Origin of the sequence: Mogibacterium neglectum, assembly GCF_030644205.1 — a bacterium.
Taxonomy (GTDB): Bacteria; Bacillota; Clostridia; order Peptostreptococcales; family Anaerovoracaceae; genus Mogibacterium; species Mogibacterium neglectum.
Genome location: NZ_CP128647.1, coordinates 861,647 through 875,469, shown reverse-complemented (window position 1 = coordinate 875,469; position 13,823 = coordinate 861,647). Strand labels below are relative to the sequence as shown.

12 protein-coding genes and 1 pseudogene are annotated in these 13,823 nt (G+C 38.0%); all 13 read right to left on the bottom strand.

Annotated elements, in window-relative coordinates:
• Positions 1–16 precede the first annotated feature (16 nt).
• The 13 genes and pseudogenes from QU661_RS04100 to QU661_RS04035 all read right to left on the bottom strand — a co-directional run bounded on the left by QU661_RS04100 (position 17) and on the right by QU661_RS04035 (position 13,811).
• Positions 17–649, bottom strand: a complete 633-nt coding sequence (locus QU661_RS04100) for a sporulation initiation factor Spo0A C-terminal domain-containing protein (protein ID WP_304989015.1) — start codon at positions 647–649, stop codon at positions 17–19.
• Positions 650–674: 25 nt separating this feature from the next.
• On the bottom strand, positions 675–1,307 hold the full coding sequence (locus QU661_RS04095; protein ID WP_304989014.1) for a ComEA family DNA-binding protein: 633 nt from the start codon (positions 1,305–1,307) through the stop codon (positions 675–677).
• Between the two features lie 353 nt (positions 1,308–1,660).
• Positions 1,661–2,947: a GTPase ObgE gene (obgE, locus tag QU661_RS04090; protein ID WP_304989013.1), complete on the bottom strand. Its 1,287-nt coding sequence runs from the start codon at positions 2,945–2,947 to the stop codon at positions 1,661–1,663.
• A gap of 51 nt (positions 2,948–2,998) precedes the next feature.
• On the bottom strand, positions 2,999–3,259 hold the full coding sequence (gene rpmA / locus QU661_RS04085; protein WP_106056863.1) for a 50S ribosomal protein L27: 261 nt from the start codon (positions 3,257–3,259) through the stop codon (positions 2,999–3,001).
• A gap of 205 nt (positions 3,260–3,464) precedes the next feature.
• Positions 3,465–3,770, bottom strand: a pseudogene (gene rplU, locus QU661_RS04080) (50S ribosomal protein L21); the annotation flags it as partial.
• Between the two features lie 135 nt (positions 3,771–3,905).
• Positions 3,906–4,979 (bottom strand): recombinase RecA, encoded by a 1,074-nt coding sequence (gene recA / locus QU661_RS04075; RefSeq protein WP_304989012.1) that lies wholly within the window; start codon positions 4,977–4,979, stop codon positions 3,906–3,908.
• Positions 4,980–5,221: 242 nt separating this feature from the next.
• Positions 5,222–6,472, bottom strand: a complete 1,251-nt coding sequence (locus QU661_RS04070) for a competence/damage-inducible protein A (protein WP_304989011.1) — start codon at positions 6,470–6,472, stop codon at positions 5,222–5,224.
• 130 nt (positions 6,473–6,602) lie between these two features.
• Positions 6,603–7,133 carry a CDP-diacylglycerol--glycerol-3-phosphate 3-phosphatidyltransferase gene (gene pgsA, locus QU661_RS04065; protein WP_304990440.1) on the bottom strand — a complete coding sequence of 177 codons (531 nt, stop codon included), beginning with the start codon at positions 7,131–7,133 and terminating at the stop codon, positions 6,603–6,605.
• The gene (gene rimO, locus QU661_RS04060) at positions 7,134–8,459 is read right to left on the bottom strand and encodes a 30S ribosomal protein S12 methylthiotransferase RimO (protein WP_304990439.1); all 1,326 of its coding nucleotides are present in this window, start codon (positions 8,457–8,459) and stop codon (positions 7,134–7,136) included.
• Complete coding sequence (locus QU661_RS08320) at positions 8,443–11,604, bottom strand: FtsK/SpoIIIE family DNA translocase (RefSeq protein ID WP_330692481.1); 3,162 nt, start codon at positions 11,602–11,604, stop codon at positions 8,443–8,445. The genes rimO and QU661_RS08320 overlap by 17 nt, the downstream gene beginning before the upstream one ends.
• 116 nt (positions 11,605–11,720) lie before the next feature.
• A complete protein-coding gene (gene rpmF / locus QU661_RS04045; RefSeq protein ID WP_094234218.1) occupies positions 11,721–11,903 on the bottom strand; it encodes a 50S ribosomal protein L32 in 183 nt (60 codons plus the stop codon).
• 104 nt (positions 11,904–12,007) lie between these two features.
• The gene (locus QU661_RS04040; RefSeq protein WP_304990438.1) at positions 12,008–13,267 is read right to left on the bottom strand and encodes a tRNA(Met) cytidine acetate ligase; all 1,260 of its coding nucleotides are present in this window, start codon (positions 13,265–13,267) and stop codon (positions 12,008–12,010) included.
• Positions 13,224–13,811 carry a hypothetical protein gene (locus QU661_RS04035; protein ID WP_304990437.1) on the bottom strand — a complete coding sequence of 196 codons (588 nt, stop codon included), beginning with the start codon at positions 13,809–13,811 and terminating at the stop codon, positions 13,224–13,226. Before QU661_RS04035 ends, QU661_RS04040 begins: the two co-directional genes overlap by 44 nt.
• Positions 13,812–13,823: the final 12 nt, after the last annotated feature.

Genomic DNA, 13,823 nt, shown 5'->3' with positions numbered 1-13,823 from the left:
TTCTAAAGATTGTACTTTATATAGTTGTAGACTCTAATAGTTTCTGTATTTCGAGCATTTTAATAGCCATGAAAACTATGGTTTCTTTATTTGTAGGCGACGAATTTAAACTTGGAAACACAAAATTATAGACAGCTGTACAACCAGTTTTGTTTTTACAAATCATCCACAATTCTTTTGTAAAGCACCTAATAGCTTTTTCTACTGCCTCAGGAGATACATGAAATCTCTCTGCAACTTGTCGATATATTTCTCCGGCAACAATAATGCTTTGACGCATAAGCAGCTGTTTGCATATTATGACTGCTTCTATTAAATAGCTTGCTCCCATTCCATCCTTCATAAAAACAGAACCGGCAAATGCACTTCTCAATACATGATCATCTATTAATTGACTTAGATCGTGATCTCCTTCATCCATATATTTTATTACCTTTTTAATTTCAGCATATAGAATTCTTAATTTGATATCTCTGAAATAATTATAAGATGTGCATCTGCTAACTTCACAATCATGATTCAAACAAGTGGCAAACACTATTGATAACGCATCTTCTGCGCTATATAAAATAGACTCATTATTTTTAATAGAATAAAAATTTTTCATCGGACTATGCTTGTCATTCATAATAATCATTCCTTCTTTCATTATTATTAATACCCACACTTAAGCATTAAACAGTAATCATATTTTTTAATTTTTCAAATGTAGCGTCTCCAATACCCTTTACCTGCTTCAAATCTTCAACTTTTGAAAACCTATGGTCCTTTCGATAATCAATAATCCTCTGTGCGATTGCATCGCCCACACCTGGGAGGCTCATTAGCCTTGACTTATCTGCTAAATTGATATTAATCATTCCACCATCATTGTTCGTTTTATCATCAATTTCCCTATTTATATCTCCACCTTCATTGCTCGGTATAACTATTTTCTGACCATCTTTAACAAACTCTGCTTGATTAAAGGCATCTAGATTTGCATCAGTTTTTAATCCACCAGCTTTTTCAATAAGTTCGAAAACTCTCGTTTTTTTCTTTACCTTATAGACTCCTGGTGAATTAACCGCACCACTTATATCAATGTAAAACTCATCTGAAGTTTGTGAATGCTCTTTTTCTTTGACTTTTTCAGTCTTATCAAGCCTAATAGTATCGGCATTGCTAGATTTCATATGTATCCCTATAGCCCCAATAAGGATAATAATAATCATTGCAACCTTATATTTAAGTTTTCTATCATTTGCAAATTGGAATTTAATACAATCAATAAAACGATTTAACAGAATATTATTTGTTTTTTTCATATATTACCCCTTCCGGGGGTAGATTCAACTACATAGATAATACAATTTAGAAAAATATTTTGCAACAGTCTTTTAAAAAGTCATCTCATTATAATTATATACCAATTGTAATTATTTTATATAGTTAGAAGCCAGATAAATCAATGCTATTAAATCTCTTATAGTTCCAACGTGCAAAAATATATATTTTTTATATATATTTTAAACACAAAAAAGGTGAATACACACTGCAAATAATGCAATTATGGATTCACCTATTATTGTTAGTAATTTTTTAACCACATCATATAGTGTATGTATATAATCTTTACCACATGAAAATTCAGATATAAAAAGTTTAATTACTTAACACCCTAGTCATCATAGTATTCAAACTCATAGTCTTCGATTCTAACTGTATCCCCTTCTTTTAAACCTATCTTCTTAAGCATCTTAATTCCGCCCCTATCCACAATAAATTTATACAGATATCGCATGGAACCAGTATCTGTAAAATTGGTAGACCTAAAAATCTTAGAAAGCTGCTTACCTTCTAGCACAAAAGCGCCATCAAAGGCTCTATAGGCCTTAAGTTTCTTAAAGTCTTCATCGAGTTCATCTTTCTCGAAGTCAAAGTATTCAATATTTTTATCATCTTCTTTTTCTACATAGTTATCTAGCTCATTAATTGTAACATTGAGAAGTTCTTGTACGCCCTGTTTGGTCGCAGCGGATATCTTAAATACCTTTTTGCCTTCGCTCTCAATAAATTCAATAAACTCTGCGAGCTTTTCCTCATCACAAGCAGCATCTATCTTATTTGCAGCTACAATCATTGGTTTTTTAAGTAGCTTCTCATCGTACTTTCTAAGCTCATCAATTATCTTATTATAATCATCTATCGGGTCTCTTCCTTCACTACCAGAAACATCCACTACATGAATAAGAACTTTTGTACGCTCAATATGCTTAAGGAATTTAATCCCGAGACCCATTCCTTCATGTGCCCCTTCTATAATACCAGCAATATCTGCCATTACAAAGCTTTTGTCATATAGGTCAACTACACCAAGATTTGGATCTATAGTCGTGAAGTGATAATTAGCAACCTTAGGTTTAGCACATGTAGAAACAGAAAGCAGCGTTGATTTTCCAACATTAGGAAAACCAACGAGTCCAACATCAGCTATTAGTTTAAGTTCTAGAATTACGGTTCTAACTTTAGGCAAACCTCCAGCCTCAGCAAAATTAGGCGCTTGCCTAATGGAGTTCTTGAAATGAACATTGCCTTTTCCACCTTTTCCACCTTTTGCTGCTACAAGTTTATCACCGCTATGCGCCATATCCTTCATCAGAAGTCCTGATTCTTTATCAATAATCATCGTCCCTACAGGAACCCTTATCTCTAAATCCTCTCCACGCTTACCGTATTTCTTACGTCGCATACCATTCTGACCGTTTTCAGCTTCATATTTACGCTTATACTTAAAATCCATAAGTGTGCGAAGGTTATTGTCGGCAATAAATACGATACTACCTCCATCACCACCGTCACCACCATCTGGACCACCTTCTGGAACGTAAGGCTCTCTTCTAAATGTTACGGCTCCATCTCCGCCTTTTCCAGATGTAATGATTATTTCAGCTCTATCTACAAACATTTATTTCTCCAATATATTAAAAATGACCCCTTAAATAAGGGGTCAATAAGTTTAAGCTTCTTCGCTATATACGCTGATCTGCTTTCTCTTCTTGTCAAATCTCTCAAACTTAACGTTTCCATCAATCTTTGCAAATAGAGTGTCATCTCCACCGATACCAACATTGTTACCAGGGTGGAACTTTGTTCCTCTCTGTCTAACGAGAATGCTACCAGCACTTACATACTGTCCCGCACCTATCTTAAGTCCCAAGCGTTTGGACTCGGAATCACGACCGTTCTTGGAACTACCTACTCCTTTTTTACTTGACATGACTAGTCACCTCCTATATTGAAATTCTTAATTACTTAGATTCAATTGCTGCAAGAATATCAGCCTTAGTAGCCTTTGAAGGAACTTCAACTCCGAGATTCTTAGCGATTTCTAGAAGCTCTTCCTTCTTCATAGATAGCGAAGCCTTTACCTCAGACTTCTCTGCCTTCTCTGTAGCCTTAGCTGGAGCTGCCTTCTTAGCTGTTGCGCCAATACTTGTAACCTTAACAAGAGTGTATGGCTGTCTATGGCCATTCTTTCTTCTGTAGTCCTTCTTCGCCTTGTACTTGAAGATAATAACCTTTTCATTCTTACCCTGCTCAAGCACTTCAGCCTGAACTGCACAACCCTCAACAAGTGGTGTGCCTACCTGAAGTTTGTCTCCTCCAACAGCTACAACCTCATCAAAGATAACTGTCTCTCCTACTGCAGCGCTAAGCTTCTCAACCTTTAGTACATCATTTTCCTGTACTCTATACTGCTTACCGCCTGTCTTAATAATTGCGTACATATTAATTCCTCCTCAAACCAGACTCGCCAGAATTGCGGGTGCTACGCTTAAAAACCCATCCTGTGCGGCTAACCGTCTGAATATAACATATTCTAGGACTTATGTCAAATCCTAGAACATGTTATATCATAATTATTAGATCACAACTCCATCTTCATCAACCTTAACCTCTTCTTCATCACTCCCATGAATTGCATCCATAATTTTAGCCTTTAGATTTTCAAGGATTTCCGGATGGGATATGAGGAATTCTTTTACATTTTCACGACCTTGACCTATTCTTTCACCTTCATAGCTATACCATGAACCGGCTTTATCAATAAATTTCATAGCGGTCGCAGTATCTAGTACATCTCCTGCAATAGAAATTCCTTCTCCATACATTATATCGAATTCCGCTATTTTGAATGGGGGCGCTACTTTATTTTTTACAATTTTAACTTTGGTTCTATTACCAATTGTCTCATCACCACGCTTGATAGAATCAGCACGTCTTACATCAAGTCGCATACTGGCATAGAACTTTAATGCTCTTCCTCCTGTAGTTGTCTCTGGATTACCAAACATAATCCCAATTTTCTCACGAAGCTGATTGATAAAAATAACACATGTATTAGTCTTGTTGACGGTTCCGGCAATCTTCCTCAGAGCTTGTGACATGAGTCTTGCCTGAAGACCAACATGCGAGTCACCCATATCGCCTTGAATTTCTGCTTTAGGAACTAGTGCAGCTACAGAATCAATTACTATAAGATCAATAGCTCCACTTCTTGCAAGCATATCGCAAATCTCAAGCGCCTGCTCTCCTGTATCAGGCTGCGATACTAGAAGGTCATCTACATCTACACCTAAATTCTTTGCATAAACAGGATCCAGAGCATGTTCAGCATCGATAAAAGCTGCCTTACCGCCAGCCTTCTGTGCTTCTGCGATACAGTGCAATGTAAGAGTGGTCTTTCCTGAAGATTCAGGTCCGTAAATCTCAACAATACGTCCACGTGGGACACCACCAATACCAGTAGCAACATCTAGAGATATAGACCCAGTAGAAATTCCTTCAATGTTATTATGAAGCCCTTCATCTCCAAGCTTCATGACTGCACCTTTGCCGAATGCCTTCTGAATCTCATCTAAAGCATGTTCAAGAGCCTTTTCTTTATCACTAACATTACCGATTATACTCTTGTCTTTACTTGACTTAACTGCCATAGCCCCTCCTATATATTCGAACATCTGTTCGCATTGTATAAAATCTTCTCTCATTTGTCAAGATTATATATTCTGTACACGATAACGGTCAAATTAAATATGAATATAAATCAAAAACAAAACCACTTTTTCAGTAAATTTTCACACTTTTATACATTTTGCAAATGCATTAGATTTTAAATACGATTTTTGTATCGCCTACTGCTAATTTAATGATTTTATATCTCTGTTATATTGAATACTTAAATTGAACCATTAATGATTTTATAAACAACTAAAAGCATCCTGAGTTTGAAAAAATTACGGTTCCATTTTCTGTCGTTTCTCTTGGTATTAATCTCGATAAATCCACTCTTATTACCAAGCTTATTACCACATGAGTATCCAATAAAGGCATTCCCATTTTCACGTCCTGCATCAGCTTCTGGTCCAGCATATCCTGTTATAGAAACGGCAATATCACTATCTGAAGACTTTTGTGCTCCTTTTGCCATTAAAATCGCAACTTCAGAACTTACCACAGAGCATTTTTCAATAATCTGTCTGTCCACCTCTAGAACTCCAACTTTTGCATCCTCACTATATGTAACAAATCCGTGTGAGAAAACATTAGATGCGCCTGGCACATCAGTTATACAAGATGCGAACTTGCCACCTGTGCATGATTCTGCAGATGATAATTTTAGGTTATTCTCTCTAAGCTGTCTAACGACAACTTCGGCAAGTTCCTCATCATTATAACTATATATATATTCTCCAATTATTTTATCAATTTCACGTATCATATTATCCACAGCTAATTTAGCATCTGTAATCGACTCATGCTGTGACGCTACACGTAGAGTGCACTCACCTTCTTTTGCATATGTCGCAATTGTAGGATCGTCTTGATTATCAATAACTGGCAGAAGCTTAGTTTCAAGGTCAGATTCACCTATCCCAATAGTTCTGATTACCCTATAATACATTTGCTTACTTGAAAATCGTTTTAAATAGTCTATAACGCAGTTTTCAAATAACCATTTCATCTCACGTGGTGGACCGGGTAGACAAATTGCACATTTTCCGTTCTTTTCAATGCCAAAAGCGGGTGCCGTTCCAGCTTCATTATGAAATACTTCCGCGCCTACGGGAATATATGCTTGCTTGCGATTATTTTCAGCCATAATACGATTTCTATCATCAAAATATGACTTTACTTCCCTATAGCACCTCTCATCAAAATACAGATCTACACCTATAGCCTCTGCAACTATTTCCTTGGTAAGATCATCCTGAGTTGGTCCTAGTCCACCTGTGCATATAATCATATTGCTTTCAACAAAGGTAGACTTAATTAACGCTTTTAACCTTCCAGGATTATCACCTACTACATGGTGATACATGACATTAAATCCCATTAAATTTAATTGATTTGAAATATATGTTGCATTTGTATTTACAGTCTGGCCAAAAAGTAATTCGGTTCCAACCGCTATTATCGAAACGTTCATGTTAAATCCCCCTTATTCCCCCACTACGCAATTACTCGGCGTACCTTAGTACCCCGAGCAAGTTTAATATATTAAATTTTTATTTTGATATTATAAATCCAAACATTTTACAGTATGTATTGCACGAAATTTACATAGAGAAGACATCTTTATTTTTGATTATATACTCGCACCCCGAATAAATTGTCGCTACCAATGATGCCCAGAAAAGCGTCATTCCTATCGTCATCAGCAAGTATACTGAATCAAACGTAAGTGCAAGAATTAGTGTAGGGACTGCGACCATCTGAAGAACTGTCTTAATCTTACCGCTCATGCCAGCGGCAACTACTCTCCCTTCTGAGGCTGCAACTGTTCTCATCCCACTTACTGCAAATTCTCTAGCTAATATAACAATAAGTGACCATGCCGGAATTGTTCCTTCACCTATTAAAAGGCAGAGCGCCGAATATACCAATATTTTATCCGCTAAAGGATCCATTATCTTACCAAAGTTAGTAACAAGTCCTCTTGCTCTAGCAATTTTCCCGTCCAATAGGTCAGTTAATGAGGCAACAATAAATATAATAAATGCTACCATGTAATATTGCATCATAAATGCGGCGACAAAAAACGGAACCGCAATCATTCTGCCAACTGTAAGTTTATTGGGTAAATTCATCTAAACCTCCTCACCTACGAGATCATACTCGTAGGCTTCTGTAATCTTAACCTGTACAATATCCCCTGGCTTATGCGCGAGCTTACCATTAAAGTTAACCTCATTGTCTATCTCTTGTGCGTCATACCTTGTTCTACCTATGTATTCACTCTCGGACTGAACTTCGTCAACCATAACCTCAAAAATCTTTCCTATTTTATTTTGATTAAGCTCCTCACTTATCCCAACCTGTAGCTCCATTATGATATTTCTGCGATTTTCTTTTACGTCTTCTGGTAACTTTCCATCTAGTCTGTGTGATAAGGTACCCTCTTCATCTGAAAAAGCAAATACACCTAATCTATCGATCTTAGCCTCTTTGACAAATTCTATAAGTTCATCAAAATCTTCTTCACTCTCTCCCGGAAATCCGACAAGCAAAGTAGTTCTAATGTGCACTTCAGGAATATTATCACGCAATTTTTTGAATGTATCCTTAATGGAGTCCCCTGTTGAGTTTCTCCTCATTCTACTCAGCACATTGTCTGAAATATGCTGGATTGGAATATCGAGATAGTTGCAAATTTTTTCATTTGCAGCAATTGTACTGATGAGGTCATCCGTAATCCCGTCATCGTAAACATACATGATTCTAATCCAATTGATACCCTCTATACGGCATAGTTCCTCTAAAAGTTTTGGCAGCATAGCTTTCCCATAGAGATCTTTACCGTAATAAGAGGTATCCTGCGCAATAATGGTTATCTCTTTAATGCCTCTCTCAGCCATAACTTCCGCTTCTCTAACGACATCCTCAATTTTTTTACTTCGATATGGTCCGCGAATTTTAGGTATAGCGCAAAACGCACATGTATTATTGCAGCCTTCGGCAATTTTTATAACACCAGAATACGAATTCTTTGGAAGAACCCTCTCCTTGTACGGAAGAACTCTACCAACTTTTCCCTTAACACTATCTGCCATAATTTCGTCATCTGATAGCAGTAGATCAGGAAGTTCATCATAGTCATTAACACCTGCGAAAATATCAACTTCAGGAATCTCTTTTACAAGCTCTTCATGGTAGCGCTCTGAAAGACAGCCAGTGACCACAAGCTTCTTTGTCTCCCCTTTAATAGCAGCCATGCTGAATATATGTTCAATTGACTCAGTCTTTGCTGATTCAATAAAACCACAAGTATTAATAATCAGGATATCCGCCGATTCAGGTGAATCTGAAAGCGTACATCCTCTATTCATTAGTTCAGCCGCCAAAACCTGCGAATCGTAGTCGTTCTTTGCACACCCCAATGTGTCAATATAGAACGTCTTATTCGTATTTGTCATTAAAAATCTCCGTTATATTTACCACTTCATCGTTCTTATGCTCTATATCGTCATTTGGGGTTCCACTTTCAAAAGTCGTCTGGTCAGTTGGCCCATAATACTCCTCCTCTGTCATTAGGACTTGTCTAGGTCTTGAACCATCAGACGGACCAATTATGCCCATATCTTCTATCTCATCGATTATACGAGCTGCACGATTATAACCAATTCTAAATCTTCTCTGTAGCATGGAAACCGATGCTTGCTTTTGCTTTAAAATAAACTCTATCGCATCTTCAGTTAGTTCATCTGCTGCCGAATCCTGTGCAATTGGCTTGTCTGCTACTTCGATGCTTTGAATCACATCTTCTCGGTACTCTGTCTCACTCTGCGATTTTACAAAGTTAATTACAGAAGCACTCTCTGACTCTGATATATAAGGTCCCTGAATCCTGATAGGCTTATTAGCCTCAACTGGTGAAAAGAGCATGTCACCCTTACCGAGAAGTTTTTCAGCACCTGCAGTATCTATAATTGTACGCGAGTCAAACTGCGATGATACGCTAAATGCAATTCTTGAAGGAATATTTGCCTTGATTAGACCAGTCACAACATCAACAGATGGTCTCTGAGTAGCTACAATGAGATGCATACCAGCCGCTCTAGCTTTCTGCGCAAGTCTACATATAGCTTCTTCAACCTGAGATGACGCTGCCATCATTAAATCGGCAAGCTCATCTATAACAATAACAATCTGTGGCATAACTTTATCTTCATCTCCAGAACTAGAAACAGAATGATTATATGATGCTAAATCCTTAGCCCCAAGCTCGGCAAATTTATTATAACGCTGCTGCATCTCGTTTACTGCCCAGTTAAGCGCCGCAGCTGCTTTTTTTGGATCAGTAACAACTGGTATTAGCATATGTGGTATACCATTATAGTTACCTAGTTCAACTACCTTAGGGTCGATAAGAACTAGTTTAACTTCATCGGGTGAAGCTTTGTAAAGGAAACTTGTAATTATGGTGTTTATACACACACTCTTACCAGAACCAGTTGCACCAGCAATGAGCATGTGAGGCATACTATGAAGATCGGCAATGATATTCCTTCCCGAAACATCTTTTCCAACCACGAAGCTAATCTTTGACTTTGCATGCTTAAACTCATTAGATTCAATAAGCTCTCTGATAAGTACTGGCGCAGCCTTTTCATTCTCGACTTCTATTCCAACAGCAGCCTTACCGGGGATTGGTGCCTCTATTCGAATGCTCTTAGCCCGCATATTCAGCGCTATATCATCTGCAAGACCTGTTATCTTGCTAACCTTAACGCCTGTAGCTGGTTGAACCTCATACCTTGTAACAGATGCTCCTTGTGTGACATTGAGAACTTTTGCTTCTACATTAAAATCATTTAGGGTCTGCTCCAATAAACGAGCGCGTTCTTCAAGTTGATTTCCACTCATCATGTTAGTGTTGGGCTTAGGTCTATTTAATAAATCTAATGAAGGAAACACATAATTACTTTCCTTCTTTGCCTGGCCTTCTTCTACCTGCTTTGCTATTTCATCATGATCAGCCTTAGTTGGTCTAGTATCTTCTTTTTGATTGTACACGGTATCATCCGCAGAATTTTTTGACACAAGATTATCTGCGACAGTTGCCGCACCTATTGCTGCCCCTACACAAACATCATTTTTTAAAGCGGCTTCCTGGGCTTTCATTTCATCAAACTCAGGAGTTCCTGGGCCGCGGTAAGTTGCAGTTTTGTTTCGTGATTTTTTTCCTGCATTAAACCCATCTAATCCTAAACCTGACTTAGAAGAATTGCTCCTATCTTCATCCATCCCATCATATCCACAAAGACCTGTAGATCCTGAAGTTGTCGATTCTACCGCACCATCAAGCCCATACCCGACTTGCTCTAGAGATGAAAATTTTTCTCCCGTACCAAACCCAATGACACTTGCTGTTTTACCTCTATACCCATCATAGACCCCGCTTTCATCTCCACCAAAGTCTGATCCATTATCGAGCATATTAGCTAGTTCTCTCCTAGTTTCTTCATCAGGAAATCCTTCAGCTGTTTTCTTTTCACCTGCCTCGTCAATTTTATAAGCTCCTATGTTTGTTGCCCTTTTTTTAGATTTGGCACCAGAAACTCCCGTACCTTCTTCTTGAGCTCTTTGTTTTCTAGAGTTCAGGTGCTTAGCAAGCATTCTACCAAATAATCCTGACGTTGGTTCTTCTTCTAGTTCACAATACGAGCCCTGACTCAAATTTCCAGAGATGTTATAATCAGTTGTAGATGAAGAGGTTAAAGGAGTAGTTTGAACACTTGCTTGTTCACCTATTCCAAATTGCATATGGTCGTTCCTATCGGTTCTAGCTGAAGTTCCATCTACATCACTTGTTTTATTTTCACCAAAGCTAGAGGATGGTCCAATTGTTCCACCTGAACGTTCAAACTCCCTTATCAATTGTTTCTCTTCACGAGCTTCTCTAAATGCATGTATTTGTTTAGAAATAGGCGTATTAGCAACTAAAAGTACAGATATAAAAATCAAAGCTAAACCGAGAATAATCAGTCCTGGTTTTCCGATAAGCTTAACAAGGACATTCGCCAATTCCATTCCGACAGCACCAGCGTTATGCCCTTTTACGCCATTTCGATAAAAAATCAAAATATCACCAAATCCGAATTTGATATTATTCGAATCTACAAATCTGTATCCATTAAGTGCACACATCATAAAATATATGAGCGTAGTTAACGAGGCAGTTCTGGCATTTAGATGTTGCAGTTTCTGAAGGAATAAGCAAATTGCAACTAAAATCAAAAAGTATGGGAGCACATAGGACATACCACCGAACAAACCTCTCAAAATGTTATGTATTCCATGTCCAAAGCTTCCAGTACTATCACTCTTCATCGTAAATATCAAAAAAACACCTATTGCAAATATGGCAATTCCCCATATCTCATCAATAAGCTTTCTATGTGAATTTCTTTTTTCTTGCATCTCCCGAATCTGCTTCTGTTCAGCATTCTCTGCATTACTGCTGCTTCTCTTGTTATTCGAAGTAGATGTAGCTCTCTTTGATTTATTCTTACTGCCAGGAGGCCTACCTGGACCGCGTTTTTTCTTATCCTCTGCCATGATTCCCCAATTCGTATTCAAACAAGTAGATATATTCGTTTAATTATACTATTTGTAAAGTATATTTGCAAAAAAGAAAAAGACCCGAGATATCTCGGATCATGGGCTTGTCTTAACTATTCAGCGTTATTTACGACGTCTTTTCCATCATAAAATCCGCATGTTGGGCAAACTCTGTGTGGAAGCTTTGGCTCATGACACTGAGGACAAGTTGAAAGTCCCGGAGCGCCCATCTTCATGTTAGCAGCCTTTCTGCTAGCAGTCTTTGCTTTCGATGTTTTCCTCTTTGGTACTGCCATTGTCGACACCTCCTTACAAATGTGATTATCTCAAATATTGAACTTACGTTTCACGCATTACAAGTCAATATTATATACGCAACATCAATCTATGTCAATGAAATTTAAAGCATTGTCGGCCTTTTTACGCGATCTGACTCTTTGTACATATCATTAATTGCTAGAATATTGTATGTATCTGCAGCCTTAATGTCAAGGAGCAATTGTTTCTTTGCAAACAAAGATAGAATATTAGATTCTCTATTGATATTCGTCAATAAAGGAAGTTTATTGAGTTCTTCCTTCTTCGCCCTTCTTATAAGTTGCCGACCAGTTTCATTTGCCGCTAGTAGTCTCAAATACTCAGGTGAAGCATTGTCAAAGTCTCTCCTCTTTATACCAAGAAGGATCTGCATCAAAAGCCTTGAAATACGCGTATATGTATACCTCTTACTCTTTGCACCTATGACTAAATCTTCGAATGTATTGCATTTTGTATAAATCTCTAAAAGTCTGCCCCCTATACCTTCACCACCACTTGGAAACTCGTCAATTTCTGCAGCGGACAAATTAATAAGGGCATATCTGATTAAATTAAATAGGTTCCCATCCACTTTATCTTGCATGGAACTTGAGTATGATTCCACATGTTTTAGAGAATCTTCAGGCATAAAATCAGAAACATCAATCTCATCTCGAATAGCTTGTCTGATTCCAGATGCACTTTGAAATCTCATGCTATTATCAAAGGCTGCTGAGTATCCAGAAGACTCACGTTTTACCGCGTGGAGAACTATATTTGAGTTTTTAAGAGATGAATGTGCCTTGATATATTCAATAGCAAGTATATCATTTGGTCTACTTAGGATTTCATTAGAATCACTACCAAAGAACTCCTCATATGCAATTGCACGTGCCCGTGGGTAACTATGGCCATCTTTTGACAGCTCACTTATCCTCTCACATATCCTCCCGTCATTCATATTAGATGCAATCTCTGTTAACTCCTCTAGATTTCCAGATTCGCTACCAAATGATATGACGTCTACAACACCTGTTGCTGCAAGAAGTTCAATACCTGCAGACGCATAAACAGACGCATTGCCGAGACACGCATAAGTTGGTATCTCGAACACTGCGTCTATTCCATTCTTAATTGCGGACTCTGCTCTAACCCACTTGTTAGCCGAAGCAAGCTCACCGCGCTGCACATAATCCCCGCTCAAAGCGACTATTACTGCATCAGCATCAGTTTCTTGCTTTGCCTTATTGATTTGGTACAGATGACCATTATGAAGAGGATTGTATTCAGCAACAATTCCCAGAACTCTCATCAGGTAATTATTGCTCCTCTTCTTCTGCAGGAGCTGCTTGCGGACCTTCATTATATGAAGCTCCGCCCTGAATACGTTCTGCAAGAGCCTTCATTTCCTGACGGTTTCCATTAACTCTTCCATTCATCTCGCCGAGCATATCAGTGAAGTAATCATTCATCGGCTGAATGTGCTCTGTAGCAACCTTCGCAATATCATTCTGCATATCGAACAGAAGTTTGTCTACATACTCGTAAGAACGAAGCTTAATGTATCTGCTATGGTTTTCAGCCTCAGAGATAAGAGCATCCGCTCTCTTTTCAGCTTCTTTCTTTATAACATCATTCTCAACAAGATATTCAGCTTGTTTCTTTGCTGCGATGATTACTTTATCGTACTCACCTCTTGCTTCGTTAAGAATTCTGTCCTGCTCATCCTTAACCCACTTTGCCTGCTGAATGTCCTTAGGCATGCTGAGTCTAATATCATCAACAATGCTCCTAATTTCATCGCTATCTACAATTGCCTTCTCTGAAAAAGGTACCTTAGATGCATTAGCAAGAATTTCCTCAAGATCGTCAAGTAGTGTCATAACTCTAATTGATGCGTCGCCCATAACGATTTCCTC